Source organism: Pseudonocardia charpentierae, assembly GCF_031845345.1.
In the GTDB taxonomy this organism is placed as follows: domain Bacteria; phylum Actinomycetota; class Actinomycetes; order Mycobacteriales; family Pseudonocardiaceae; genus Pseudonocardia; species Pseudonocardia charpentierae.
In genome coordinates this window covers 15908-41686 of sequence record NZ_JAVREJ010000024.1, presented here as the reverse complement: position 1 = coordinate 41686, position 25779 = coordinate 15908, and the positions used below count along the sequence as shown (strand labels likewise).

Here is a 25779-nt window from a genome sequence, read left to right as displayed (position 1 = left end):
GTGTCCCGCAGAGGATAGCGGACGTCCCGGGCCCCTCCGCACGGTGGTAGGAAGATCCCCATGACTGCCGCCGAGGACGAGGTCGTCGAGCTGGCCTCCCAGCTCATCGCGATCGACACCACCAACACCGGCGAGCCCGACGGCACGGTCGGGGAGCGGGAGGCGGCGGAGTACGTCGCGGGGAAGCTCTCCGAGGTCGGGTACGAGGTCGAGGTGCTCGACTCGGGCGCGCTCGGACGGTCGAACGTCTTCTGCCGGCTCCCGGGGGCGGACCGCGAACGTGGAGCCCTGCTCGTGCACGGGCACCTCGACGTCGTGCCGGCCGAGCCGGCCGAGTGGTCGGTACACCCGTTCTCGGGCGCGGTGCAGGACGGCTACGTGTGGGGCCGCGGGGCGGTCGACATGAAGGACATGGACGCGATGATGATCGCGGTGGCCCGCCGGTTCCGGCGCGACGGCGTGGTGCCACCGCGGGATCTCGTCTTCGGGTTCATCGCCGACGAGGAGGCGGGCGGCGCGCTGGGTGCGCAGTGGCTCGTCGAGAACCGCCCCGACCTGTTCGAGGGCTGCACGGAGGCCGTCGGCGAGGTCGGAGGCTTCTCGCTGACGGTCAACGAGCAGCGGATGTACCTGATCGAGGCCGCCGAGAAGGGCCTCGGATGGATGCGGCTGCGGGCCCGCGGCGCGCCCGGGCACGGGTCGTTCCTGCACGACGACAACGCCGTCACGAAGATCGCCGAAGCCGTTGCGCGGCTGGGGAACCACCGGTTCCCGCTGGTCGTGCACGACACGGTGCGCCAGTTCCTCGACCGGCTCGGCGAGATCACCGGGCTGGAGGTGCCCGCCGACGACATCGAGGGCGGCCTGCGCAAGCTCGGCCCGCTCGCACGGATCGTCGGAGCGACGGTGCGCGACACCGTCAACCCGACGATGCTCAAGGCCGGCTACAAGGCCAACGTCATCCCGTCGACGGCGGAGGCGGTCGTCGACTGCCGGTTCCTGCCCGGGCGCGAGGAGGAGTTCCTGCGCGAGGTCGACGAGCTGCTCGGGCCGGACGTCACCCGCGAGTGGGTCACGCACCTGCCGGCGGTGGAGACGCCGTTCGAGGGAGCGCTCGTCGACGCGATGGCCGCCGCGCTGCAGGTGCACGACCCGGATGCGCACATCGCGCCGTACATGCTCTCGGGCGGCACGGACGCCAAGTCGTTCGCCCAGCTCGGCATGCACTGCTACGGCTTCGCGCCGCTGCGGCTGCCGCCGGACCTCGACTTCGCGTCACTCTTCCACGGCATCGACGAGCGGGTGCCGGTGGACGCGCTGAAGTTCGGCACGCGGGTGCTGGACGAGTTCCTGCAGAAATGCTGAGCACCACCTCGCAGAGCCCATGACGTCGTCGCAGGCGCGACCGCCTCTGCGGGGACGCCGCTCACTCTGCGAAGACGGTCAGATCGAGAGCTCGGGGAGCATCCGCGAGCTGCGCCTGCGGCGCAGCACCACCTTGCGCACCCCACCCGGGTAGAGGCGGACTCGCGCGAGCTCCCACCCTCCGAACTCGGCCTGGATGGCCAGTCGCACCGCCGCGGTCAGCCGGGACACGTCACCGGACAGCTGAACCGGGCGGTACTCCCATTCCCCGTCGGCCGTGTCTCCTTCGGCCATGGCGGTCGCGCATGCACGCTCCACCGCTCACCTCCCCGTCGAGGGCCCGGTGGGCACCGGCCCTGGCGGCCACTTTAAGTCCGGTGCGGCGAGGGATGCCAGGATCGTGCGGCGAGCTGTCGTCACCGCCCGGTCGCGCTGCGTTCACCGAGCCGCAGGCTCACCTGTCGCCGCTCACGTCGTTCAGCGCCGCCCGGATCTCCGCCGGGAGCGTCACCGCCTCGGCCGCCATCGACGCCCCGAGCTGCGCCGCGTCGCGCGCTCCGACCACCGCCGCAGCCACCCCCGGTCGGTCGCGCACCCAGGCCAGCGCGACCGCCAGCGGCGAGGTGCCGAGGCCTTCGGCGGCGGTGAGCACGGCCTGCACGATCCGTGCGGCGCGCTCCGTGCGGCGCTCCTCCACGTACGGCGAGAGCGCGGGCACGTCCGAGTAGGTGCCGGTGAGCACCCCGCGGCCGAGCGGCGCCCACGCGAGCAGCCCGGCGCCGTGGTGTGCGGCAGCGGGGAGCAGCTCGGCCTCGGCGTCGCGGGCGAGCAGGGAGTACTCGGCCTGCACCGCGGTCGGTGCCGCGGCCGGCCATCGGGCCGCGGCCCGCTCGGCCACGGAGGCCAGCTGCCAGCCCGCAGGGCCGACGAGTCCGACGTAGCGCACCCGCCCGGACGCCACAGCGGCGTCGGCGACGGCGAGCGTCTCGTTGAGCGGGACGTCGGGGTCCCAGCCGGGGAGCTGCCACAGGTCGAGATAGTCGGTGCCCAACCGGCGCAGCAACCGGTCGAGCCCTCCCAGCAGGGCGCCGCGTCCGGCCCCGCCGCCGTGCGGACCGTCGGCCAGGAGGCTGCGCCCGGCGATCACGAGGTCGTCCCGCGCCACCGCGCGCCGCATCAGACCGGCGAGGACATCCTGCGCGATTCCGCCGCCGTAGCCGTCGGCCGTCTCCACCAGCGTCCCGCCCGACTGCACGAACACGCGCAGCTGCTCGGCCGCGGCATCGCCGTCGGTGTCGTCGCCCCAGGTCATCGTGCCCAGGCCGATCCGCGACACCTGCAGCCCGCTGCTGCCCACCCGTCGTCGCTGCACGTCCGGAAGCCTAAGCGGAGATCAGCATCGGCGGGGCTGTACGGTGCGGCGCCGTGAGGATTTCCGCCCACCTGAACCAGATGATCTCCGCCAACGGGACGTACTCGGCGTGAGCTGGCTCGAGATCGTCGTCCTGGGGCTTGTCCAGGGCTTGACGGAGTTTCTGCCGATCTCGTCGTCGGCCCATCTGCGGATCGTGTCCGGGGTCTTCTTCGGCAACGACCCCGGTGCGGCGTTCACCGCTGTCACCCAGTTGGGTACGGAAGCCGCGGTCCTCATCTACTTCGCGCGCGACATCGCCCAGCTCGTCGTGGGCTGGGTGCGCGGGCTCCGGCACCGCGAGGAGCGCGGGGAGCCGGAGTACCGGCTCGCCTGGCTGGTGATCATCGGCACGATCCCGATCAGTGTGCTGGGGCTGCTCCTGCAGCACCAGATCGAGACCGTGGCGCGCAACCTGTGGCTGATCGCCACCACGATGATCGTGTTCGGCGTGTTGCTCGGGATCGCCGAGCGGCTGGGGAAGCAGAAGGTCGACCTGGAGCGCGTGACCTTCGCCCAGGGAATCGGCATGGGTCTCGCACAGGCGCTGGCCCTGATCCCCGGGGTCTCCCGCTCCGGCGGCACGATCACCGCGGGGCTGTTTCTCGGCCTGACCCGGCCCGCGGCCGTCCGGCTGTCGTTCCTGCTCGCCATCCCCGCGGTCGTCGCCTCCGGGCTGTTCGAGCTGCCCGACGTGCTCACTCCCGGCGGCCCGAGCGGCCTGCAGATGATCGTCGCGACGGCCATCGCCTTCGGCGTCGGCTACGCGGCGATCGCCTGGCTGCTGCGCTACATCGAGCACCACAGCGTCTACCTGTTCGTCTGGTACCGGCTCGCGCTCGGTGCCGTGCTGTTCGCCGCCCTCGGGGCGGGATGGATCTCCGCGACCTGAGCTGCGCCGGGACGCGAGGAGCCGGCACGTAGGCTCGACGATCGTGACCACCCTGATCCTTCTGCGCCACGGGCGCTCGTCGGCGAACGCGGCGGGCGTGCTGGCGGGCCGCACCCCCGGGGTGGAGCTCGACGAGACCGGCCGGTCCCAGGCCGAGCGGGTCGTCGAGCGGCTCGCCGGGGTGCCGCTCGCGGAGATCGTCAGCTCACCGGCGCTGCGGTGCGAGCAGACCGTCGCGCCGCTGCTGGGCGAACGCGGCCTCACCGCGACGACCGAGCCGGGGCTGGCCGAGGTCGACTACGGCTCGTGGACCGGGCGTGAGCTGAAGAAGCTCGCCGACGAGCCGCTCTGGCGGGTCGTGCAGGCGCACCCGTCGGCGGCGGTGTTCCCCGACGGGGAGGGGCTGGCCGGCATGCAGGCCCGTGCGGTCGCCGCCGTCCGCGCGCACGGCGCACGGATCGCCGCCGAGCACGGCTCGCGCGCGGTGTGGCTGGCCTGCAGCCACGGCGATGTGATCAAGTCGATCCTGGCCGACGCGCTGGCCTGCCACCTCGACAACTTCCAGCGGATCGTCGTCGACCCCTGCTCGATCAGCGTCGTGCACTACACCGAGACCCGTCCGTTCGTCGTGCGGGTCAACGACCTGGGCGGCGACGTCGCCGGGCTGGTCCCGCCGGAGCCGAAGCCGGGGGAGGGGTCCGAGGAGACATCGGACGCCGTCGTCGGGGGGGCCACGGGCCCTGCCTGAGACCCCGCCCGCCGATCCGGTCTGCGCGCGGTGTGCCGGTCTCGGCTGAGCGGTCTACCCTGGGTGGGGTCATGCCACGCGTCATCCACGTCTTCCGCCAGCCCGAGCGCTTCGTCGCCGGGACCGTTGGCGAGCCCGGCGACCGCTCCTTCTACCTGCAGGCGATCCAGGAAGCCCGCACGGTGAGCGTGCTGCTCGAGAAGCAGCAGGTCACGGTGCTCGCCGAGCGCATCACCGCGCTGCTGCAGGAGGTCGCGCGCCGGTTCGGCTCCGACGCCCCCGCGGGTGCGGGCGATCCGGACGCCGACCCGCTCGCCGTGCCGCTCGAAGAGGAGTTCCGGGTCGGCACCATGGGGTTGGGCTGGGACGCCGATTCCCGCACGATCGTCGTCGAACTGCTCGCGGTGAGCGAGGAGGAGGTCGACGAGTCGGTCGTCCTCGACGACGGCGACGAGGGGCCCGACGCCCTGCGGGTGTTCCTGTCACCGGTCCAGGCCCGCGCGTTCGCCGAGCGCGCCGAGAAGGTCGTCTCGGCCGGTCGGCCGCCGTGCCCGCTGTGTGCCGAGCCGCTCAACCCTGAGGGCCACGTCTGCATCCGGCTCAACGGCTACCACCGCCGGCCCACTCTCGCGGAGTGACCGCCGCCCCCGTGGATCTGCGCGACCCTGCCGTCCCCGAGTTGCTGCGGCGCGGCCGCATCGAGATCACGGGCCGGCTCGTCGACGCCTCGAACGCCACGCTCTTCGGCACGGTCAGCGCGGACGGCGTGGAGCTGCGGTGCGTCTACAAGCCGGTCCGCGGCGAGCGGCCGCTCTGGGACTTCCCGGACGGCACGCTGGCCGGGCGCGAGGTGGCCAGTTATCTGATCTCCGAGGTCGGGGGCTGGCACGTCGTCCCGCCGACGCTGCTGCGCGACGGACCGTTCGGTCCCGGGATGGTCCAGGTCTGGGTGGACACCGACGACGAGCGCGAGCTCGTCGACGTCCTGCCGCCGACGGAGGTGCCGTCCGGCTGGCTGGGCGTGCTGCGGGCCCGCGACGGCCGCGGCGAGCCGGCGGTGCTGGTGCACGCGGACGTCCCCGAGCTGCAGGCGATGGCGACGTTCGACGTGGTGGTCAACAACGCCGACCGCAAGGGCGGGCACGTCCTCGCCGGCGTCGACGGCCGGATCTACGGGGTCGACCACGGGCTGTGCCTGCACGTCGAGCACAAGCTGCGCACGGTGCTGTGGGGCTGGGTCGGGGAGCCGATGAGTCCGGAAGTGCTCGAGCCGCTGCGCAAGCTGCGTGCCGCGCTCGACGGCGGCGGGTCGTTCCGCGACGAGCTGGGCGGGTACGTCACGCGGCGCGAGGTCCGCGCTCTGCGGACGCGGCTGGACGCCCTGCTGAAGGATCCCTGCTTCCCCGAGCCCTCGGGCTACGGCCCCGCGATCCCCTGGCCGGCCTTCTAGCCCCGGCGAGTTGGCGAGTCTTGCGTTTCTGCACGCGAGTCCTGCGGTTCCGGTGCGCCGTGCGCGGACAGCCCCGCCGTGAAGCCCGTGCAAGCATGAGCCGGTGGCTGCGGAACGCGTCGGCACGGCCGTGGTCCTCGGCGGCGGGGGAGTGCTCGGTGCCGTGCAGGTCGGCATGCTCCGCGCGCTTCTCGACGCGGGCGTCCGCCCCGATCTCGTCGTCGGCACCAGCGTGGGGGCGATCAACGGCGCGGTCCTCGCCGCATGCCCGGCGTCGGAGGTCGCCGATCGTCTGGAAGCACTGTGGCGCTCACCGGACGCCGCCGAGGTCTTCGCCGCCGGCACCGTCGCCCGGCTGCGGGAGCTCGCGCGCACCCGCACCGCCGCGCACTCCGCGGAACCCCTGCGTCGCGCCCTCGTCGCGCAGCTCGGCGACCGCCGGATCGATGACCTGCCGGTCCCGTTCCAGTGCTGCGCTGCCCGGATCGAGGACGCCGCGGAGCACTGGTTCGACCGCGGGCCGGTCGTCGAGGCCGTCCTCGCCTCCGCTGCGGTTCCCGGCCTGCTCCCACCCGTGCAGATCGACGGCAGTCACTACCTCGACGGCGGCCTCGTCGACAGCATCCCGCTCGGGCGGGCCGTCGAGCTCGGCGCCCGCCGGGTGTTCGTCCTGCAGGTCGGGCGCATCGAGCAGAAGCTCGACCCTCCACGCAATCCCTGGGAGGTGGCGGTGGTCGCGTTCGAGATCGCGCGCCGGCACCGCTTCGCCCGCGACATGAGCGCGGTCCCCGACGCCGTCGAGGTGCACCTCCTGCCCGCGGGCGACGGTGCCGCGCCGCGCTGGAACAGCCGTGAGGCGTTGCGCTACCGGGACGTCTCGGGCATCGGACGCCGTATCGACGGTGCCTACCGGGCCTCGACGGACTATCTGAGCACGGTGCGTCTCTGATGCCCCTGATGGCGCCGAAACCGCTGCCGCCCCGCTGGTTACGCCGTGTGGTGCTCGCCCCGGCGATGGTGGGGATCACGATCGTGCTCCTGTTCACCCTGCCGTTGTGGCTGCTGGTCGCGGCCGCCGCGTCGCCGCTGCTGCCCGGCCGCTTCCGGGCGCTTCGGGTGCTGTGGGTCGCGATCGTGTGGCTCGTGCTGGAGAGCGCCTCGTTGATGGCGCTGTTCGGGCTGTGGCTCGCCGCCGGCTTCGGAGCGCTCGTGCGGACGCCACCGTTCCAACGGGTGCACTACCGCCTCGTCGGCGGGTACCTGTGGATCTTCCACCACGCCGCGACGCGGGTGCTCGGGCTGCAGGTGGAGGTCGAGGGCCCGGTTCCGGACGAGTACCTCGGCCGCCCGCTCCTCGTGTTCTGCCGGCACGCCGGACCGGGTGATTCGTTCCTGCTGATGCACGCGCTGGTCAACTGGTACGCGCGGGAGCCGCGGATCGTCCTCGCCGCCGCGCTGCAGTGGGATCCCGCGCTCGACGTCGTGCTCAACCGCCTGCCGAACCGCTTCCTGTCCACGGGCGGACGGGACGTCGAGCGGCAGATCGGGGAACTGGCGATGGAACTCGACGGTGACGACGCGTTCGTGATCTTCCCCGAGGGCGGCAACTTCACCGAGCGTCGCCGGGCCGCAGGGATCGCGCGGTTGCGTGCCCGGGGGCTGGACGACGCCGCCCGCCGCTCGGAGGCGATGCGGCACGTGCTGCCGCCGCAGCCGGGCGGGGTCGCCGCCGCTCTGGATGCCGCACCCGACGCCGACGTGGTCTGGGTCGCCCATGCGGGTCTGGACCATCTGTTCACCGTCGCCGACGTCTGGCGCGGGCTGCCGCTGGACACCCTCGTCCGGATGCGGTGGTGGCGGGTCCCGGCCGACGAGGTGCCCGTCGGCTTCGAGGCGCAGGCGGCGTGGCTCTACGACTGGTGGGAACGGATCGACGCCTGGGTCGACGCGACGCGGGCGGACCGCTGATCGCGGCCCGCCACGTGCAGCAACGCAAGACTCGCGTGCAGAAACGTAAGACTCGCCGGGCGCGAACGCGCAACTCGGGCTACTGCGGGAGGCCGGGGGCGGACTCCTCGAGGTACGTGACACCGATCTGGCGGCGGATCTCGTCGACCACCCTGAGCGTCGCCACCGAGTCGGCGAGCGGGCGCAGCGGCGTGCCGGTCTCGCCCGCCGCGATCCGCCGGGCCGCCTCGACGGCCGTCACGAACAGCCCGTCGTGGCCGATTGCGGGCTCGGTGTAGTGGATCGTCGACTCCTTGCCCGCCGACGTCAGCGTCAGGTCGCCCGGGAAGAAGAACGGGCCGTCCGTGACGAGCGTGGCGCCCGTCCCCGCGAGCACCGCCCGGTTCGGGGTGTCGGCCATGACCGTCGTGTTGATCGCCGACTGGGTGCCGCCCGAATGCCGCAGCACAGCCGAGACCTGCCCGTGCACCTCGCCGCCCGGCACGTCCTGCCCGATCGCGACGACCTGCTCGGGCTCGCCGAGCACCCACGACGCGAGTGCCAGCGGGTAGGTGCCCAGGTCGAGCAGCGCCCCGCCGGCGAGGTCGTGGCGCAGGATGCGGTGGGTGTCCGGGAACCACTCGCCGTGGTCCGCGAGCACGGTCCGCACGTCGCCGAGCACGCCGTCGTCGAGCAGTTGCCGGATCACGTCGTAGCTCGGCAGGTAGAACGTCCACAGCGCCTCGGCGCAGTACACGCCGCGCTCGGCCGCCCGCTCCGCGACCTCGGCCGCCTCCACTGCGTTCAGCGCGAGCGGCTTCTCCACCAGCACGTGCTTGCCCGCGTCGATCGCGAGCTGGGCGTGGCTGTGGTGGAAGTTGTGCGGCGTGGCGACGTACACGACGTCGACCTCGGAATCGGTGACGAGGTCGACGTACGAGCCGTGCGCCCGCCCGATCCCGACCCGGTCAGCGAACTCCTTCGCCGACGCCACCGACCGCGATCCGACGGCGACGACCTCCTGGCGGGTGTTGCGGCGCAGGGAGCCGGCGAACCGCTCGGCGATCCAGCCGGTGCCGAGCACGCCCCACCGCAGGGTGGGCGCCGCCATCGGGTCGGGCAGGCGGGAGGCCGGGAAGGTGCTGGGAAAACTCATGGGAGTTCGACCTTGGTCAGGCGCCCGCCCTCGTGCATCGACGTGATGACGGCCTCGGCCACGGCGCTCGCGGCCACGCCATCGCGCCCGGTGGCGAGCGGCGTCGGTGCCCCGGCCAGCACCGCGTCGACCCACGCCTGCAGCTCGATGCGGTAGGCGTCGGCGAACCGAGGCCGCCAGTCGGCGGCGTAGCCGATGCCGTGGCGCTGCCCGGCGTCCATCCGCACCCGCGCCGGCTCGGTCAGGCTGATCGCGCCGGTCTCGCCGACGACCTCACAGCGGATGTCGTAGCCGTAGCGGGCGTTGAGGAACGTCTCGCAGGTGCTCAGCACGCCGTCCGCGGTCCGCAGGTGGATCACCTGCGGGTCCTGCAGTCCCTCGTGGACCTGCGACGACCGGCGCGGCGCCGTCCACGACACCTCGACCACAGGCGAGCGCAGCAGCCACGGCACCACGTCGAACTCATGAATCGCCGAGCCCGTGATCGAGAACTCCGACGTGGCGTTCGGAGCGCCGCTGACGCCCCGGCTGATGTTGTGCACGAGGACGGGTGCGCCGACGGTGCCGTCGTCGATCGCCTGCTGCAGCTGCACGTAGCCGGGGTCGAAGCGGCGCATGAAGCCCAGCGACAGCAGCGCCTCGCCGGTGGCGCCGATGTCGCGCAGCACCTGCCGTCCCTCGGCGAGCGTCGGCGCGAGCGGCTTCTCGCACAGCACCGCCTTGCCTGCCCGGGCCGCCGCGACGACCTGCGCGGCGTGCACCGAGTCGTGCGAGGCGATCAGAACGGCGTCGACCGCAGGATCCGCGATCAGCGCGAAGGCGTCGTCGTAGGCCGTGGCCCCGGCCGCGGCGGCCTTCGCTCGATCCAGGTCGACGTCTGCGACGGCCGTGACCTCGGCGCCCCGGACCGAGCGGCGCAGGGTGTTCGCGTGGTCGGCGCCCATGATCCCGGCGCCGATGACGCCGACGCGGAGGGGCTGCCCGACGGCAGCCGCAGCGGCGATCAGATCGACCACGCCGTCACCGGGCCAGCGACGAGCGACGACGCTCGGTCTGGGCGGCCAGCTCAGCGGTGAAGGCCTGCTCGTCCCAGTCTTCCTGCAGCGCCCGCCACACCAGCTCCGCCTGGCTCTCGGGCGTCAGCCGGCCGACCGGCTTGTCGCGGTCCAGGTTCGTCGGGAAGGCGTAGCCCTCCGCGGCCGCGGCGACGACGTTCTGCAGGTCCTTCTCGGGCGCCCCGGCCGCCTTGCGGGCGCGCAACGTCGCGTAGAGCGCCTCCGACACCCGCTCGGTGTCGACGGTCCCCATCGCCCGGCCGAACGCCGACGACACCTGCAGCAGGTTCGCCATGCGCTTGACGTCGGTGGTGCGGTTGGTACCCGCGCCGTGCAGCAGGGCGGGGTTGAAGAACACCGCGTCGCCCTTCTCCAGGGGCAGCTGCACGTAGTTCTGCTCGAAGTACTCCTGGAACTCCGGCAGGCCGATCGCCATGTAGCCGGGCTCGTACTTCTGCGAGTGCGGCAGGTACATCGTCGGGCCGGTCTCGACGGGCATGTCGACGTGCGCGACCGCGCCCTGCAGCGTCAGCACCGGCGAGAGGCGGTGGACGTGCGCCGGGAACTGCCCGGCGAGGTCGAGGTCCATGAAACCGAGGTGGTAGTCGCGGTGCGCGGTCTGCGCGGTGCCGCCCGGGTTGACCACGTTCGGGTCGGAGACGATCTGGTAGTTCGGGCCGAGCCAGGCCACCGAGACGAGGTTGACGACGTCGTTGGCGAAGTAGTCGACGAACGTCTCCGGGTCGGTGACGGCGAGCTTCTCCAGCGCGCTCCACAGCCGGTCGTTGGAGCCGGGCTTGGCGAAGTGGTCGCCCGTCTGCACGCCGCGGGACTTCTGCTCCTCGATCAGCGACGTGATCACGGCGGTGGCCCTGTCGACGACCGCAGGCTCGAAGGCCTTCTTGAACACGACGATCCCGGGCCCGTCCATCAGCGCGTACGCCAGCTCGGCCTGCACCGCGCGGCGGCCCTCCGGGGTGGCGACGTCGTCCGCGAGCGTCTCGCCGTAGAACAGCACGCCGCGCTCGACGCGGTCCGCGTGCGGGTAGTCGGCGGCGTCGGTCTCGACCTCGACGACCGCGCGGAAGTCCTGCAGGTTGCAGTCGTCGCGGGTCAGCCAGGCCCCGAAGCTTCCAGACCTGGGGCGAACGGGTGCTGCGGTCACGTCGGACTCCTTCGTCGTGTGGTTCCCTCAGGGTGAGTGCCGCCGGAGCTGTCGGTCAACCCTTGCCGATCCCTCAAAAACCCCTCAGCATGAGCCCGTGGGCCACCCCTATCGGATTCGCGAGATCGCCGTTCAGGCCGGCCTGTCCGAGGCGACGGTGGACCGCGTCCTCAACGGCCGCGGCGGGGTACGGGCCAGCACGGTCGCCGAGGTCAACCAGGCGATCGAAGATCTGCACCGGCAGCGCACCCAGCTCCGGCTGGCCGGGCGGACCTTCGTCGTCGACCTCGTCGTCGACGCCCCGGTGCAGTTCTCGTCCGGTGTGCGCGCGGCGTTGGAAGCCGAGCTGCCGGGGATCCGACCGGCCGTCTTCCGCTCGCGGTTCCACCTCACCGAGGCCGCACCGGTAGCCGACATCGTCGCCACTCTCGGCCGCATCGCGACGCGCGGCTCGCAGGGTGTCGTGCTCAAGGCGCCCGACGACCCGCGGGTGGTGGCCGCCGTCGAGCGCCTCGTCGGCGTCGGGATCCCGGTGGTCACCTTCGTGACGGACCTCCCCGTCAGCCCGCGCACCGCTTACGTCGGCATCGACAACCGCGCGGTCGGCGCGACTGCCGCGTACCTGATCGACCAGTGGCTCGGCGACGCCTCCGGCACGGTCCTCGTCACTCGCGGCGACGGGTCGTTCCGGGGTGAGGACGAGCGGGAGATGGGCTTCCGCGCGACGCAGCGCACGGTGGCGCCGAACCGCCGACAGGTCGACCTGGTCAACACCGACGGCCGCGACGACCTGCACCGGCTGGTGCTCGACGCGCTGGCCGCCCACCCCGACATCGTCGCCGTCTACTCGATGTACGCGTTCGGCGGCAACCGGGCGGTCGTCGACGCGTTCGCCGAGGCCGGGCGCACGTACCGCGTGTTCGTGGCCCACGACCTCCACGAGCACAACCTCGCCCTGCTGCACGACGGGCACCTCTCGGCGGTGCTGCACCACGACCTGCGGCAAGACATGCGCCACGCCTGCCAGGTGATCATGCAGGCGCACGGCGCGCTCGCCGGGCATCCGCGCTCGTGGCATTCTGCCATCCAGGTGGTGACGCCGTACAACCTGCCGCCGTCGCCGGGGTGACCACGCACGTGGCCCGCACCGATCCACGGGTTCGCGGCAGGGCTCGCGTCGGTTGCCGATCTGCGGAAGGCTGGTTGCAGGATCAGTGCGCCGTCGGCGGCGACGTCGTAACGTGCGCACCCGTCACCCACCGAAGCGCCTCCGAGGGCGCACCGCGCCCAGAGGGAGAGCGATGACCGAATCGACCGGCAAGAGTCGCATCGGGGTGACCGGGCTGGCGGTGATGGGTGCCAACCTGGCCCGCAACATCGCCCGGCGCGGTACGCCGACGGCCGTGCACAACCGCACGACGGCGAAGATGACCGAGTTCATCAAGGAGTACGGCGACGAGGGCCCGTTCACGGGCTGCGAGTCCGTCGAGGACTTCGTGAACGCGTTGGAGACGCCGCGTCGGATCATCGTGATGGTCAAGGCGGGCAGGCCCGTCGACGCCGTGATCGAGGAGCTCACCCCGCTGCTCGACGAGGGCGACATCATCATCGACGCGGGCAACTCGCACTTCCCGGACACCGTGCGCCGCACCGAGGAGTGCGCCGCGAACGGGATCCGGTTCATGGGCATCGGCGTCTCCGGCGGCGAGGAGGGCGCACTGCTCGGGCCGAGCATCATGCCGGGCGGCGACCCGAGCGCGTACGCCGAGGTGGAGGAGGTCCTCACCTCGATCGCCGCCGTCGTCGACGGCACGCCGTGCTGCGTCCACGTGGGGCCCGGCGGCGCCGGTCACTACGTCAAGATGGTGCACAACGGCATCGAGTACGCCGACATCCAGCTGATCGCCGAGGCGTACGACCTGCTGACCCACGTCGCGGGCCTGGACGCGCCGGCCATCGCGAAGATCTTCGAGGAGTGGAACTCCGGCGACCTCGACTCGTTCCTCATCGAGATCACCGCGAAGGTCCTGGCCAAGACCGACGAGAAGACGGGCGGCCCGCTCGTCGACGTGATCGTCGACCAGGCCGAGCAGAAGGGCACCGGCACCTGGACGGCGGTCGACGCCCTCGGGCTGGGCATCCCGCTCACCGGCATCACCGAGGCCGTGTTCGCCCGCGGGCTCTCGGCGCTGCGTGACGAGCGGAAGAAGGCGTCGACGACGCTGTCCGGCCCTGCTCCGGGCCAGGGCGCCGACCGCGACGACCTGGTCGAGGACATCCGGCTGGCGCTGTACGCGAGCAAGGTCGTCGCCTACGCGCAGGGCTTCGCGCAGATGCGGGCCGCGAGCGAGGCCAACGACTGGGATCTCGACCTCGGCGCGATGGCGACGATCTGGCGCGGCGGCTGCATCATCCGGGCGCGCTTCCTCAACCGCATCCGTGACGCCTACGCCGAGCACGGCGACGTCGAGAACCTGCTCATGGTTCCGTACTTCACCGACGCCGTCGCGAACGCGCAGGACGCCTGGCGGCGCGTGGTGGTCGTGGCGACCGAGCAGGGGGTGGCGATCCCGGCGTTCTCGTCGAGCCTGTCGTACTACGACGGCTACCGGCGCGAGCGCGGCCCGGCGAACCTCATTCAGGGGTTGCGCGACTTCTTCGGCGCGCACACCTACAAGCGGACCGACGCCGAGGGCTACTGGCACACGCGGTGGAGCCAGGACGGCACCGAGGTGGCGTCGGGCGGGCAGCCGCGCAGCGAGGCGAGCGGCTCGACGTCGCTGCCCGCGGGCACCGACACGCCGGCGAGCGAGCCCGATACGGGGCCGAAGGCGGAGTAGCTACACGAGCGCGTCGAGGTCGATGCGGACGGGGAACGGCTCGGTGGCGGTGAAGGTGCCGCTCACCGGCCGGCGTCTGCGTAGCCGAACTCGCCGGCGAGGTGGTGGGCGGTGAGCTGGGGCCGATCGCCGGGCTCGGTAACAGCGACGAGGTCGGGCGCTCTCACCGTCCCAGGACGTTTTGGTGGGACCAGCTGAAGGTCGATGTCGACGTCTGGGACGAGCACGAGGTTCGCAGGAAGTCGATCCTCAAGTTGTGGGGCCAGCCGCATGACGGCGATCTGATGCTCGGGAATTGGGCTCGGCGCCATCACAAGATTGCCCTCCTGCAGCTCGTAACGCACGCCGTCGGGGTCCTCACCGAGCGCGACATAGTCGAGGACCGTCAGCGGTAGCCGCTGCGGCGGCAAGGGAAGGGCGGTCATGGCAGGGAGTGTGGCACGCAGCACCGACAGTTCCTGGCCGTTCCAGGCGGCGCGGGTCTCCTCCAGCAGCGCGACGACCTCCCGCGCCGCAGCCTTGCCGGCCCGGTTCGCGCCGATCGTCGAGGCGCTCGGCCCGTAGCCGACCAGGTGGATCCGCGGGTCCGCGACTACGCGCGTACCGTCCATGACGATCCCGCCGCTCGGGGTGCGCAGGTGCAGCGGCGCGAGGTGGCCCAGCGCGGCGCGGAAGCCGGTGCACCACAGGACGATGTCGGCCTCCACGGCGGTTCCGTCGGCCCACATCACGCCGGTCGGGGTGAAGCGCTCGGGTAGAGGGTGGCGTTGCAGTACGCCCGCGGCGATCCCCGCCTGCACCTCCGGCGTCCGCATCAGCCCGGTCACGCTCACCACGCTGCGCGGCGGCAGACCGGCCCGGACCCGCTCGTCGACCAGCGCGACGGCCGCCCGACCGGCCTCGGCGTCGAACGGGCCGTCGTGCCACACCGGCGGCCGGCGGGTGACCCAGGTCGTCGCCGCGGCGACCGGGGCGATCTCCAGCAGCAGTTGCACCGCGGACGTCCCGCCCCCGACGACGACCACCCGCTTCCCCGCGAACTCTGCAGGCCCGCGGTAGTCGGCGGTGTGCAACTGCCTGCCGCGGAAGGACTCCTGCCCCGGCCAGCGCGGAACGAACGGGTGCGTCCAGGTGCCGGTGGCGTTGATCAGCGCGCGGGTCGTCCAGGTACCGACGGACGTCTCCACGGCGAGCTCGGCGCCGACCGACCAAACGGCGTCGATCCGGACCGGGCGTCTGACGCGGAGGTCGAACTCGTCCTCGTACGCGGCGAAGTACTCCGGCACGACCTCGTTTACGGGGCGTGTCGGGTCGTCGGGGGTGAAGGGCATGCCGGGCAGGTCCGAGATGCGGTGGGCGCCGTCGACCCGCAGCGTCGGCCAGCGGTGCTGCCACGCGCCACCCGGGGCGTCCTCACCGTCGAGGACGACGAATCCCGACCCGGGCTCCAGCCCGGCGCGGCGCAGGCCGTAAGCAGCCGACAGCCCGGCCTGCCCGGCACCGATCACGACGACATCCGTTCGCACGCCTGGATAACACCGCCGCGCAGGTGCAGCTTCCGGACGCCGACGTGAGGTGCACGTCAGCGCTGTTCGATCAGTGCTCGACAGCGCTGACGTCCACGTCACGCGGCGAGGCGCCGCCGTCAGGACGCGGCGGCGAGCAGCGCCCGGCAGGCCTGCTCGCACCGCCGGCACGCGTCGGCGCACACCCGGCAGTGCTCCATCCCCATCTCGCCGTGATGGGCGCACTCGTCGCCGCACGCCCTGCACGCCGCCGCGCACGCCTCGAGGACGGCCCGGGTGACGGCGTCGTCGTAGGCGGTCTGGCGGGAGAGCACCGCAGCGGCCGCGGTGCAGACGGCGGCGCAGTTCAGGTTGTGGGTGATGCAACTGCGCAGGTCCGCCACCTGCTCCTCGGCGAGGCAGGCGTCGGCGCACGCCGTACAGGTCTGCGCGCACTCCTGACATGCGGCGATGCACTCGGCGAGCGCCGCCGCGTCGAACCCGAAGTCGCCCGGGTAGGTCTCGAGCATCTGTGCGGCGCGGGTCATCGGTGCTCCTCGGATCACGGACGGGGCCGTAGGCCTACCCCGTGCCCATGGGCTCAACCGGGCCGCCGACGCGGGTCCAAGGCGGGCTCCGGGAGTGCAGCATGGTGGCTTTGCTGCACTCCGACCGCAGCAAAGCCACCATGCTGCGACAACCCCAGCCGCCCGACGGCCGCGGATCACCGCACCGGCACGATCTCCGGCGCCCCCATCCGCGCCGCGTCCGCCGTCTCGTCGTCCGGCATCCGCTGGCTCTCGCGCTCCGCCTCCACCCGCTTGCGGTAGTGCTCGACCTCCCGCTCCACCTGCTCGTCGCTCCACCCCAGCACCGGCGCGACCAGCCGGGCCGTCTCCGACGCCGCCCCGACACCCCGGTCGAAGGTCTCGATCGAGATGCGCGTGCGGCGGGCCAGGATGTCGTCGAGGTGCCGGGCCCCCTCGTGCGACGCCGCGTACACCGCCTCGGCACGCAGGTAGTCGGGAGCACCGGCCAGCGGCTCGCGAAGGGTCGGGTCGGCCGCCACGAGGTCGAGCACCTCGTGCGCCAGCGACCCGTACCGGTCGAGCAGGTGCTCGATCCGGACCTCGTGCAGCCCGCTGCGCTGCGCGAGCTGCGACCGCCCGTTCCACAGCGCGTGGTAGCCCTCGGCACCCAGCAGCGGGGTGTCGTCGGTCACCGACTGCGGGACCTTCTTCCCGTTGACCGTCTCCAGGGCGTTCACCGCCGCGTCGATCGCGTCCTTCGCCATCACGCGGTAGGTCGTGTACTTCCCGCCCGCGATGACGACGAGGCCGGGCACCGTGTGCGCCACGGCGTGCTCGCGGGAGAGCTTCGACGTCGACTCCGACTCGCCCGACAGGAGCGGTCGGAGCCCCGCGTAGACCCCCTCGACGTCCTCCTGCGTGAGCGCGGGCTCGATCGCGGAGTTGACGTGGTCGAGCAGGTACTGGATGTCGGCGGCGCTGGCGGCGGGGTGGGCCTTGTCGAGCGACCAGTCGGTGTCCGTCGTGCCGATGATCCAGTGCCGGCCCCACGGGATCACGAACAGCACCGACTTCTCGGTGCGCAGGATCAGCCCCGACTCCGACCGGATCCGGTCGCGCGGGACGACGAGGTGGATGCCCTTGCTCGCCCGGACGTGGAACTGGCCGCGCTCGCCGGCCAGCCCCTGGGTCTCGTCGGTCCAGACCCCGGTGGCGTTGACGACCTGGCGGGCCCGGACGTCGAACTCCCGCCCCGACTCCAGGTCGTGCACCTGGACGCCGACGACCCGCTCGCCCTCCTTGAGCAGCCCGACGACCCGCGCCCGCGACGCGACGTGCGCCCCGTACGCGGCCGCGGTACGGGCGATGAACATCGTGTGCCGGGCGTCGTCGACCTGGGCGTCGTAGTACTGCAGCGCGCCCACCAGCGCGTCCTTCTTGAATGCCGGGACGATCCGGCGGGCCCCGCGGCGCGTGAGGTGGCGGTGGTGCGGGACGCCCCGGGAACGACCCGAGAGCAGACCGAGGGTGTCGTAGAGCGCGACGCCCGACCCGGCGTAGAGCCGCTCCCAGCCGCGGTGCTGAAGCGGGTAGACGAACGGGACCGGCTTGATCAGGTGCGAGGCGAGCTTCTGGATGAGCAGCCCGCGTTCCTGCAACGCTTCGGCGACCAGCCGGAAGTCGAGCATCTCCAGGTAGCGCAGGCCGCCGTGGATGAGCTTGCTCGAGCGGCTCGACGTGCCCGAGGCGAAGTCGCGGGCCTCGACCAGTCCGACGCTCAGACCGCGCGTCGCGGCGTCGAGAGCGGCGCCCGCGCCCACGACACCGCCACCGACGACCAGGATGTCCAGCTCGCCGCCGGGCTTCGTCGTCGCCGCCAGCGCGTCCAGCGCGCGTTCCCGCGTCTCGGGGGACAGGGCGACCGATCTCATGGGGTGTGTCCTTTCCTGACAGCACGCGATGCCGTACACAACTCCGGCGTACCCCTCGGCGCGCTGCTCCGCATCCCGAGCGACGGCGGCTGCACCCGGCCGAGTGTGTGATGCCGCTCAAGCCGAGCTGTTCGACATGGTCGAACCGCCCACCTAGGCTGCGGCTCGATGCCGGGCACCATCCAGTCCATCGAACGCGCCGCCGCGATACTGCGACTGCTCGGCAGTGCAGGGCGTCCAATGGCCCTCGCGGAGGTCGCCGCGCCGTTGGACCTGGCCCGCCCCACCGTGCACGGCATCCTGCGCACGCTGCGCGAGGTCGGGTTCGTCGACCAGGACCGCGACACCGGCCGGTACGCGCTGGCGGCGGGCCTGAGCCGGCTCGGAAGTGGCTGGGACCGCCACGACCTGCGCTCCCGGGCGATGAACTGGGCCGACTCGCTGGCCGGCAGCGCGGGTCAGGAGGTCTTGCTCGGCATGCCGGCCGGATCGACGGTCGAGCTGGTGCACCACGTCTTCCGCCCCGACGGCTCGCCGCAGCGGCTGCGGACGGGGGAGCAGCTCCCGTTGCACGCCTCGGCCCTCGGCAAGTGTCTGCTCGGCTTCGCCCCGATCGCCGTGCCGCGGCCGCACGAGCTCGATCTGCAGCGCTACACCGGCCGGACCGTCGTCGCCGTCGGCATGCTGACCGAGCACCTCGCGACGCTCCGGCACCGCGGTTGGGCGGCCGACGTGGGGGAGTACCGGACGGGCATCGGCGGTCTCGCCGCGCCGGTGCGCACCTCGGGCGGGCTGGTGGTGGGGGTGCTCGGCGTCGAGGGGCCGGTCGACGAGCTGTTCAGCGGTGGCGGGACGCCGACGCCGCGGCTGGTGGAGCACCTGCTCAACGCGGCACGGGAGATCTCGGTCGGGTTGGGGGCGACCAGATGAGGGTGGCACGGTGACCGAACGGGTGGTCGCGGCGATCGACCAGGGCACGACGTCGACGCGGTGCCTGCTGTTCAACCCGGCCGGCCGCATGGTCGCGGTCGCCCAGCGCGAGCACCGGCAGTACTACCCGCGCTCGGGATGGGTGGAGCACGACGCCGAGGAGATCTGGCGCAACGTCACCCGGATCGTCCCCGCGGCGCTGCGCAGCGCCGGGCTCGGGCCGGAGAACATCGTCGCGCTGGGCATCGCGAACCAGCGCGAGACGACCGTCATCTGGGACCGGCACACCGGTGCACCGCTGGCCCGCGCCATCACATGGCAGGACGTCCGGACGGAGGGTCTGGTGGCCGGGCTGGTGGAGGCCGGGCGCGCCGAGCTGGTGACGGAGCTGTGCGGGCTGCCCCCGGCCACCTATTTCGCCGGGCCGCGGCTGCGTTGGCTGCTCGACCACGTGCCGGGGGCGCGGGCCGGCGCAGAGGCGGGCGACGTGCTGTTCGGGACCATGGAGAGCTGGCTGGTGTGGCAGCTGACCGGGGGCCCGGACGGTGGCCGGCACATCACGGACGTCACCAACGCCAGCCGCACGATGCTCATGGACCTGCGTACGCGGCAGTGGTCGCCCCCGCTGCTCGACGCGCTCGGTGTGCCCGCGCGGATGCTGCCGGAGATCCGGTCGAACTCCGAGGTCTACGGCACCTGTACGACGGTGCTGCCCGGTGTGCCCGTCGCGGGGGCGCTGGGCGACCAGCACGCCGCGCTCGTCGGGCAGGCGTGCTTCGAAGCGGGCGAGGCGAAGTGCACGTACGGCACGGGTGCGTTCCTGCTGATGAACACCGGGCCGCGGATCGCGCGCTCGACGCACGGCCTGATCCCGACCGTCGGGTACGTCCTGGGCGACGAGGTGCGCTACGCGCTCGAGGGATCGATCGCGGTGACCGGGTCGCTGGTGCAGTGGTTCCGCGACGCACTCGGGATGATCTCCACCGCCGCGCAGATCGAGACGCTGGCCGCGAGCGTGCCGGACAACGGCGGTTGCTACATCGTGCCGGCGTTCTCCGGGCTGTACGCCCCGCGCTGGCATCCGGAGGCCCGCGGCGTGATGGTCGGCCTGACGTCCTTCATCACCCGCGGCCATCTGGCCCGTGCGGTGCTGGAGGCCACCGGATGGCAGACGCGCGAGGTCGTCGACGCGATGAACGCCGACTCGGGCCTGCCCGTCCTCCGGCTCAAGGTCGACGGCGGGATGACCGCGAACCACCTGCTCATGCAGTTCGTGGCCGACGTCCTCGACGTCCCCGTCGAGCGCCCGCTGGGATCGGAGGCCGTGTCGCTGGGCGCGGCCTACGCGGCCGGCCTCGCCGTCGGGTACTGGACGGACCTCGAGGTGCTGCGCGGCAACTGGCACCGCGCGGCGGCGTGGGAGCCGGCGATGGACGCCGAGGTCCGCCGCCGGGAGCGGGAGAACTGGAGCCGCGCCGTCGACCGCAGCTACGGCTGGGCCCCGCCGCCTGCGCCGGAGTGAGTCAGGTCCAGTAGAGGGTGCGGGCGGCGGGGAGGCGGTCGGACAGCGCGCTTTCGAACCATGTGCGCAGCTCACGCATCTCGGCCGCCGGGTAGACGTACTTCACCGCGCCGAACTTCCCGAACTTCCGGCTGCGGGCGTCCGGGTCCATCTCCAGCTTCGTGCGCGGATACCAGGTCTCCAGCACCTGCTTGCTGTTCGGGGTGAAGCGGTGGGTGATGCACTCGACGGTCAGGTCGAGCCCCGGCACGGGCGCCAGCTCGGCGGCGGCCGCATCGAGCAGCGCGCCGTACTCGGCGCGCCAGTCGCCCGACGGCATGATCGGCGCGATGGTCAGGCCCACCGGGTAGCCGGCGCGGGCGAGGCGGCCGAGCCCGGCGAGGCGGGTCGCGACGGGGTCGGTGCCCCCCTCGAAGCGCGCGGCCGACGCCGAGTTGACCGACGCCCGGATCCGCGTGCGCCCGCCGTGCGGCAGGTCGAGCAACGGCTCCACGGCACCGAACTTCGTCGTCGCCCGCAGCTGCACGGGTCCGGCGAACTCGTGCGTGCCGACGTGCCCGATCGTCGCGGCCAGGCTGCCGGTCAGGTGCTCGATCCCGAGCGGGTCCGTGTAGCAGGAGGCCTCGAACGTCGTCCCCTCGTGCCCCCGCGCGTCGGTCCCCGAGGTGACCTGCCCGGTGCCGACGTACGCGTCGAGCCCGGCCAGGATCTCATCGAGGTCGGCGTAGACCCGCGTGACCGGCGGCCCCGCGAGCGATCCGGCGAGGTAGCAGTACTGGCAGTGCGCCGGGCAGCCCTCGGCCAGGTCCACCCGCCAGTCGGCGCTCGGCGGGATCGGCTGCAGCTTGCGCTTGGACGGCGGGCTGACGACGACGGCCAGCGTCGCCTTGGCCCGCGCGTAGGTCGCCCGCTCGTCGGCGCCCCGCAGGCCCGCGATGCGGTCACCCCGGAGGAACTCGACGTCGTCGATCCCGGCGGCCTCGACCCGCCGCAGGATCTCGGCCGTGTGCGGGCGCTCGCCGGCCGACCGGGTCACGACCACGTGGCGGGGGGTCCAGAGCCGGGAGCGCGCCGAGGCGAGTAATGCGGTCACATGTTGTGCAACAGCGGGGAGTCGCTGCCCGTTCCCGCCCGGGAATTGCGATGGTCACCCGCCCGAGTACGTTGACCGCTCACCTGTTGAGTACTCATTCAGGGGGACACATGTCTCGCTTCAAGCTGCGCCGTGCACCACTGCGCGTCGCGACCGGCGCGTTCATCCTCAGCTCCGGCCTCGACAAGTGGAAGGGCGACGAGCAGACCGCCGGAGGCGTGCACGGCTTCGCCACCGGCACCTACCCCTTCCTCAAGCAGATCGAGCCGCCGAAGTTCCTCAGGCTGCTCGCCGCGAGCGAGATCGCCGTCGGGTCGGCGCTGCTGATCCCGGTCGTACCCGCCGCGGTCGCCGGCGCAGCGCTCGTGGGGTTCTCGGCCGGGTTGCTCGGCCTCTACGTCAGGACGCCGGGAATGCGCCGCGGCCGCTTCGACCCGCGCTCGACCCCGGAGGGCCTGACGATCTCGAAGGACATCTGGATGCTCGGGACCGGCCTGAGCCTGCTGATCGACGGCCTCAGCAAGGACGACGAGGCCTGACCGGGCGACCGCTCAGTGCGTCGCGGCGGCCCGGTCCGGCGCCGCGACGTCGAGCAGGTCGAAGACCCGCATCCACCCCGGAGCGGTCGCGGCACACGTCAGTCCCCGGCCGGCGTCGACCCGCCGTTCGCGCAGCACGATCGTGACGTCCGGTGCCGCGAACCGGACGTGCCAGATCCCCGCGCCGTCCGGGCTCGCGTCGACGGGTCGGAGCGCGTCGACCCCGTACGCCCCCGTCGCGATCCGGGCGTGGTGCTGTGCGGCCTGGACCACCGGCGACAGCGAGGCCCGGCCCCGGACCCCCGCCTCGGGTAGTTGGCCTGCGGCGTAGCGGGTGGCGATCTTCGGGCCGTCGACGGCGGCCACGTCCCCGAGGACGACGCCGTGCGGCAGCAGCACCATCGCCGCCGCGAACCGGCACCCCCCGACGTGACTCGACTCCCACGTGTGGTCGGGCAGTTCGGCGGCGACCGCGGCGGCCAACGGGCGCCCGCGAATCGCACAGCACTGGTCGTGCCGGCCGTGCGCACACACGAGAATGAGCGGACCGTCGTCGGTGACACCCGCTGCGGGGTCGGCGACGACGTCGACGAGCTCGGCCTCGGCGGTGAAGAGCCCCGTCCGGACGGACTCGTGCCCCGGGCGGCCGTCGACGCGGTACCAGCGCCGTTGCGCCGGCCGTACCTGGCGACCGGGCCGGCGGACGAACAGCACCCGTCCGACCCACTCGCGCGCCCAGCGGTCGAGTGCGCCCGCAGCGGCCCGGTCGAACCCGGATCCGGTCAGCACGTAGCGGTCCCACGGGCCCTGGTGTTCGACGAGGAACCAGTGGTCGGCGGGCGGCGCCGACCCCTCCATCAGGTCGCCCGCAGCCTCGGCGGCATCGGCGCACCGCACCCGCTGCGGCTCGGGAGCCGGCGCCGTCACGGCCGCCCGGCGGGCACCACGACACCTTCGCGCAGCAGTCTGCGCACGAGCACGATCTGGTCGGCCTCCTCCATCTTCGGCAGGCTACCCACTGCGACCGCATCTCCGCCCAGCAGCGCGCGAACGGCCTCCTCGGTGAACGCCGGCAGGGCGACCTCGCGGTCCGCCAGCTCCAGCACCACCTGTTCACCCGCGTGGCGCAGGCGGTGGGGCAGGCCGACGCGGAGCCGCACGGCGTCGCCCACCGCCAGGCCTGCGGCGAACGCCGTCCCGGCCACCACGCCGACGGGTTCGGGGCGGCCGCCCGACCACACCCGGCGCCGCACGCGGCGGGCCACGGCGTCGTCCGACACCCGGCCGAGCGCGTCGACCAGAGCGGCGCGGACGGAATCCAGGTGCGGAGCGAGCGCCGCGGGATCCGCGACGTCGATACCCAACGGCAGGGTGGCCCTCAGGGCGGGATCGTCGGCCACCAGTGCCATGAGCGCCTCGACCAGCGCGAACCTGGTGACGACGTGGATGCCGACTGTTAGGTGCGCCGACACCTCACCCAGCGCCGTCGCCGCGTGCAGCCATCCGCGCGGCAGGTACAGGGCGTCGCCCGGCTCGAGGACCGCGTCGATCACCGGCGGCTGCTCGGCCGCCGCGGCGACCGCCGCAGACCGCTGTCCCCACCCCTGGTCGCGCAGGGGGTCGGCGAGCACGGGAGCGTGGATCGTCCAGTGCTTGCGGCCCGCGAGTTGGAGCACGAACACGTCGTGCACGTCGTAGTGCGCGGAGAATCCGCGCGACGACGGGGGCGTGACGTAGGAGTTGGCCTGCACCGGGTGGCCGAGCTCGGCCGCGAGCCGGGTGCAGAAGTCGATCACGGGCGGCCAGGTGCGGTGCAGGGCCTGCAGGACGACGGTGGCGCCCTCGCCGAACAGAGCTGCCACCTTGTCGTCGCGGACCTGGTCGCCGATCTCGGCGCCCACCCCGCCCGGCGCCGTGAACGACGACGAGTCGAGAACCTGGCCCGCCTTGGCCATGCGGATGAACGGGGTCCGCAGCCCGCGGCGCGACAACAGGTCGTCGATCCCGTCGAGGTCGAGCAGATCCCGGAAGCCCGCTCCGTTCCGCGTCAGCAGCGGGGCGCGGCCCCAGTGCTCGGCGGCGAAGACGTCCGGGTCGCCGACGCAGCGGGTGAGCGGCCCGGGTTCCGGGCGGCCCTGTACGGGCCGCCCGGTCACCGGAGCTGTCGTGTCGGCGACGGCAGGGTCAGCTGGCACCGCTGTCCGCGCCCCCGTCGGCCCCGCCGTCGTGCACTCCCGGCGTGCCATCGCCGGCACCGGAGTCGGCCGGGCCCTCGCCCGCGCCGCTGTCGGCGCCGCCGTCCGCCCCGCCGTCGTGGACGCCCGGGGTGCCGCTGCCGGCACCGGAGTCGGCCGGGCCCTCGCCCGCGCCGCTGTCGGCGCCGCCGTCCGCCCCACCGTCGTGCACGCCCGGGGTGCCGCCGGTCGCACCGGAGTCGGCCGGGCCCTCGCTGCCGGAGCCGCTGCTCGTCGTCATGTCCTCGTCGTCGAGTGCCACTGATCCTCCTCGGGTCGTCGCCACCTGAGCCGGTGACCGGGCGGGACTACCCGGAAGATCGCCGGTCCAGTCCCGCCCGTCCGCGACTCGTGGACGGAGGCTCTCAGCCGACTTTAGGTACTCTTTACTAACAGGGGTGCGGGCCGGAGTACGGCCTGCGGGAAGGCCCCGCACACGAAGGGGATCGGGAGCGTGCTGCAGATCAGCGGGTTGACGTGGGCCGTGACGATCGGGGTGATCGTCGCGCTGCTCGCACTGGACCTGGCGCTCGCCGCGCTGCGTCCGCACCGCGTGGGCTTCAAGGAGGCCACCGCCTGGTCGGTGTTCTACATCGCGGTCGCGCTCGCGTTCGGCGCCTGGATGTGGTGGCAGCACGGCAGCGAGTTCGGCACCGAGTACCTCGCCGGCTACATCGTCGAGAAGAGCCTCTCGGTCGACAACCTGTTCGTCTTCGTGATCATCATGACGACGTTCGCCGTGCCCGAGGAGCACCAGCACAAGGTCCTGACGTTCGGAATCGTGCTCGCGTTGATCATGCGCGCGATCTTCATTGCGCTCGGTGCCACGCTGCTCTCGCTGTTCTCGTTCATGTTCCTGATCTTCGGTCTGCTGCTGATCTTCACGGCTGTGCAGCTGTTCCGGCACCGGGACGAAGACCCCGACATCGAGGACAACGTCGTCGTCAAGGGCGCGCGGAAGCTCCTGCCTGTCACCGACGAGTACGTCGGCGGCAAGCTGGTCACCCGGGTCGACGGGCGCAAGATGGTCACCCCGCTGATGATCGTGCTGGTCGCCATCGGCGGCATCGATCTGCTGTTCGCCCTCGACTCGATCCCCGCGGTCTTCGGCGTCACGCAGGAGGCCTACATCGTCTTCGCGGCGAACGCCTTCGCGCTGCTCGGCCTGCGGGCGCTGTTCTTCCTCGTCAAGGGCCTGCTGGACCGGCTGGTCTACCTCTCGACGGGGCTCGCGCTGATCCTCGCGTTCATCGGCGTGAAGCTGATCCTGCACTGGCTGCACGTCGACATCAGCCCGGCCGTGCCGGAGATCTCCACGCCCATCAGCCTCGGGGTGATCCTGGTGGTGCTGACGGTGGTGACGGTGGCCAGCCTGGTCAAGACCCGGAACGACCCGAGCGCGAAGGCGCACCCCGGTTCTCTCAAGGCGTCGAAGAAGCGGCCGGCGGACGTCGAGCGCCCCTGAC

At 72.6% G+C, this 25779-nt stretch carries 24 protein-coding genes and 1 pseudogene; 13 read left to right on the top strand and 12 right to left on the bottom strand.

From position 1 onward, the window contains the following. Window positions 1–60: 60 nt before the first annotated feature. The gene (locus tag RM445_RS26195) at window positions 61–1365 is read left to right on the top strand and encodes a M20/M25/M40 family metallo-hydrolase (protein WP_311559522.1); all 1305 of its coding nucleotides are present in this window, start codon (window positions 61–63) and stop codon (window positions 1363–1365) included. Window positions 1366–1443: 78 nt separating this feature from the next. Here the strand turns inward: RM445_RS26195 and RM445_RS26190 are convergent, their stop codons facing one another. Together RM445_RS26190 and RM445_RS26185 are read right to left on the bottom strand one after the other, a co-directional pair. Further along, window positions 1444–1659, bottom strand: coding sequence for a DUF5703 family protein (locus RM445_RS26190; protein ID WP_311559521.1), 216 nt, complete (start codon window positions 1657–1659; stop codon window positions 1444–1446). A gap of 160 nt (window positions 1660–1819) precedes the next feature. Beyond that, on the bottom strand, window positions 1820–2737 hold the full coding sequence (locus RM445_RS26185) for an aldo/keto reductase (RefSeq protein ID WP_311559520.1): 918 nt from the start codon (window positions 2735–2737) through the stop codon (window positions 1820–1822). 109 nt (window positions 2738–2846) lie between these two features. Between RM445_RS26185 and RM445_RS26180 the strand changes: the two genes are divergently transcribed. From RM445_RS26180 to RM445_RS26155, 6 genes are all read left to right on the top strand, one after another. Further along, a complete protein-coding gene (locus RM445_RS26180; protein ID WP_311559519.1) occupies window positions 2847–3668 on the top strand; it encodes an undecaprenyl-diphosphate phosphatase in 822 nt (273 codons plus the stop codon). A 43-nt stretch (window positions 3669–3711) separates the two neighbouring features. Further along, window positions 3712–4416, top strand: coding sequence for a histidine phosphatase family protein (locus RM445_RS26175; protein ID WP_311559518.1), 705 nt, complete (start codon window positions 3712–3714; stop codon window positions 4414–4416). A 71-nt stretch (window positions 4417–4487) separates the two neighbouring features. Continuing rightward, window positions 4488–5054: a DUF3090 domain-containing protein gene (locus RM445_RS26170; RefSeq protein WP_311559517.1), complete on the top strand. Its 567-nt coding sequence runs from the start codon at window positions 4488–4490 to the stop codon at window positions 5052–5054. Continuing rightward, a complete protein-coding gene (locus tag RM445_RS26165) occupies window positions 5051–5866 on the top strand; it encodes an SCO1664 family protein (protein ID WP_311559516.1) in 816 nt (271 codons plus the stop codon). Before RM445_RS26170 ends, RM445_RS26165 begins: the two co-directional genes overlap by 4 nt. A gap of 103 nt (window positions 5867–5969) precedes the next feature. Beyond that, entirely contained in the window at window positions 5970–6815 is an 846-nt protein-coding gene (locus RM445_RS26160; protein WP_311559515.1) for a patatin-like phospholipase family protein, read from the top strand. 8 nt (window positions 6816–6823) lie between these two features. Then, entirely contained in the window at window positions 6824–7834 is a 1011-nt protein-coding gene (locus tag RM445_RS26155) for a 1-acyl-sn-glycerol-3-phosphate acyltransferase (protein ID WP_311559514.1), read from the top strand. A gap of 79 nt (window positions 7835–7913) precedes the next feature. Here RM445_RS26155 and RM445_RS26150 read toward each other — a convergent pair whose 3' ends face one another. The 3 genes from RM445_RS26150 to RM445_RS26140 are packed head-to-tail and all read right to left on the bottom strand — an operon-like array spanning window position 7914 to window position 11189. Beyond that, window positions 7914–8969 (bottom strand): Gfo/Idh/MocA family protein, encoded by a 1056-nt coding sequence (locus tag RM445_RS26150; protein WP_311559513.1) that lies wholly within the window; start codon window positions 8967–8969, stop codon window positions 7914–7916. Further along, window positions 8966–9985 (bottom strand): Gfo/Idh/MocA family oxidoreductase, encoded by a 1020-nt coding sequence (locus RM445_RS26145; RefSeq protein WP_311559512.1) that lies wholly within the window; start codon window positions 9983–9985, stop codon window positions 8966–8968. The genes RM445_RS26150 and RM445_RS26145 overlap by 4 nt, the downstream gene beginning before the upstream one ends. A 4-nt stretch (window positions 9986–9989) precedes the next feature. Next, window positions 9990–11189 carry a phytanoyl-CoA dioxygenase family protein gene (locus RM445_RS26140; protein WP_311559511.1) on the bottom strand — a complete coding sequence of 400 codons (1200 nt, stop codon included), beginning with the start codon at window positions 11187–11189 and terminating at the stop codon, window positions 9990–9992. Window positions 11190–11286: 97 nt separating this feature from the next. Between RM445_RS26140 and RM445_RS26135 the strand changes: the two genes are divergently transcribed. Together RM445_RS26135 and gndA are read left to right on the top strand one after the other, a co-directional pair. Beyond that, window positions 11287–12318, top strand: a complete 1032-nt coding sequence (locus RM445_RS26135) for a LacI family DNA-binding transcriptional regulator (protein ID WP_311559510.1) — start codon at window positions 11287–11289, stop codon at window positions 12316–12318. Window positions 12319–12490: 172 nt separating this feature from the next. After that, the gene (gene gndA, locus RM445_RS26130; RefSeq protein WP_311559509.1) at window positions 12491–14029 is read left to right on the top strand and encodes an NADP-dependent phosphogluconate dehydrogenase; all 1539 of its coding nucleotides are present in this window, start codon (window positions 12491–12493) and stop codon (window positions 14027–14029) included. Window positions 14030–14505: 476 nt separating this feature from the next. Here the strand turns inward: gndA and RM445_RS26125 are convergent. The 3 genes and pseudogenes from RM445_RS26125 to RM445_RS26115 all read right to left on the bottom strand — a co-directional run. Continuing rightward, window positions 14506–15555 (bottom strand): annotated as a pseudogene (locus RM445_RS26125) (NAD(P)-binding domain-containing protein); the annotation flags it as partial. A 119-nt stretch (window positions 15556–15674) separates the two neighbouring features. Next, complete coding sequence (locus RM445_RS26120) at window positions 15675–16082, bottom strand: four-helix bundle copper-binding protein (protein WP_311559508.1); 408 nt, start codon at window positions 16080–16082, stop codon at window positions 15675–15677. A 176-nt stretch (window positions 16083–16258) separates the two neighbouring features. Further along, window positions 16259–17995 (bottom strand): glycerol-3-phosphate dehydrogenase/oxidase, encoded by a 1737-nt coding sequence (locus RM445_RS26115; RefSeq protein ID WP_311559507.1) that lies wholly within the window; start codon window positions 17993–17995, stop codon window positions 16259–16261. Window positions 17996–18163: 168 nt separating this feature from the next. Between RM445_RS26115 and RM445_RS26110 the strand changes: the two genes are divergently transcribed. Both RM445_RS26110 and glpK read left to right on the top strand, forming a co-directional pair. Further along, complete coding sequence (locus RM445_RS26110) at window positions 18164–18925, top strand: IclR family transcriptional regulator (protein ID WP_311559506.1); 762 nt, start codon at window positions 18164–18166, stop codon at window positions 18923–18925. 10 nt (window positions 18926–18935) lie between these two features. After that, window positions 18936–20447: a glycerol kinase GlpK gene (gene glpK, locus RM445_RS26105; protein ID WP_311559505.1), complete on the top strand. Its 1512-nt coding sequence runs from the start codon at window positions 18936–18938 to the stop codon at window positions 20445–20447. Between the two features lies 1 nt (window position 20448). On the opposite strand, the gene RM445_RS26100 is transcribed toward glpK, so the two are convergent. Next, window positions 20449–21540 carry a spore photoproduct lyase family protein gene (locus RM445_RS26100; RefSeq protein ID WP_397469401.1) on the bottom strand — a complete coding sequence of 364 codons (1092 nt, stop codon included), beginning with the start codon at window positions 21538–21540 and terminating at the stop codon, window positions 20449–20451. 110 nt (window positions 21541–21650) lie between these two features. Between RM445_RS26100 and RM445_RS26095 the strand changes: the two genes are divergently transcribed. Next, a complete protein-coding gene (locus tag RM445_RS26095) occupies window positions 21651–22079 on the top strand; it encodes a hypothetical protein (RefSeq protein ID WP_311559503.1) in 429 nt (142 codons plus the stop codon). A gap of 12 nt (window positions 22080–22091) precedes the next feature. Here the strand turns inward: RM445_RS26095 and RM445_RS26090 are convergent, their stop codons facing one another. From RM445_RS26090 to RM445_RS26080, 3 genes are read right to left on the bottom strand one after another with little or no spacing between them, the layout of a single operon-like run. Continuing rightward, entirely contained in the window at window positions 22092–23006 is a 915-nt protein-coding gene (locus RM445_RS26090) for a sucrase ferredoxin (protein WP_311559501.1), read from the bottom strand. Next, a complete protein-coding gene (locus RM445_RS26085) occupies window positions 23003–24235 on the bottom strand; it encodes a cupin domain-containing protein (protein ID WP_311559500.1) in 1233 nt (410 codons plus the stop codon). The genes RM445_RS26090 and RM445_RS26085 overlap by 4 nt, the downstream gene beginning before the upstream one ends. Window positions 24236–24263: 28 nt before the next feature. After that, window positions 24264–24575: a hypothetical protein gene (locus tag RM445_RS26080; protein ID WP_311559499.1), complete on the bottom strand. Its 312-nt coding sequence runs from the start codon at window positions 24573–24575 to the stop codon at window positions 24264–24266. Window positions 24576–24767: 192 nt separating this feature from the next. Here RM445_RS26080 and RM445_RS26075 point away from each other — a divergent pair, with 192 nt between their 5' ends. Beyond that, a complete protein-coding gene (locus tag RM445_RS26075; protein WP_311559498.1) occupies window positions 24768–25778 on the top strand; it encodes a TerC family protein in 1011 nt (336 codons plus the stop codon). Window position 25779 lies beyond the last annotated feature (1 nt).

Coding starts and splice junctions, on each gene's coding strand:
- RM445_RS26195 (WP_311559522.1), top strand. CDS start 61: ATGACTGCCGCCGAGGACGAGGTCGTCGAGCTGGCCTCCCAGCTCATC.
- RM445_RS26190 (WP_311559521.1), bottom strand. CDS start 1,659: ATGGCCGAAGGAGACACGGCCGACGGGGAATGGGAGTACCGCCCGGTT.
- RM445_RS26170 (WP_311559517.1), top strand. CDS start 4,488: ATGCCACGCGTCATCCACGTCTTCCGCCAGCCCGAGCGCTTCGTCGCC.
- RM445_RS26155 (WP_311559514.1), top strand. CDS start 6,824: ATGGCGCCGAAACCGCTGCCGCCCCGCTGGTTACGCCGTGTGGTGCTC.
- RM445_RS26150 (WP_311559513.1), bottom strand. CDS start 8,969: ATGAGTTTTCCCAGCACCTTCCCGGCCTCCCGCCTGCCCGACCCGATG.
- gndA (WP_311559509.1), top strand. CDS start 12,491: ATGACCGAATCGACCGGCAAGAGTCGCATCGGGGTGACCGGGCTGGCG.
- RM445_RS26120 (WP_311559508.1), bottom strand. CDS start 16,082: ATGACCCGCGCCGCACAGATGCTCGAGACCTACCCGGGCGACTTCGGG.
- RM445_RS26115 (WP_311559507.1), bottom strand. CDS start 17,995: ATGAGATCGGTCGCCCTGTCCCCCGAGACGCGGGAACGCGCGCTGGAC.
- RM445_RS26110 (WP_311559506.1), top strand. CDS start 18,164: ATGCCGGGCACCATCCAGTCCATCGAACGCGCCGCCGCGATACTGCGA.
- RM445_RS26095 (WP_311559503.1), top strand. CDS start 21,651: ATGTCTCGCTTCAAGCTGCGCCGTGCACCACTGCGCGTCGCGACCGGC.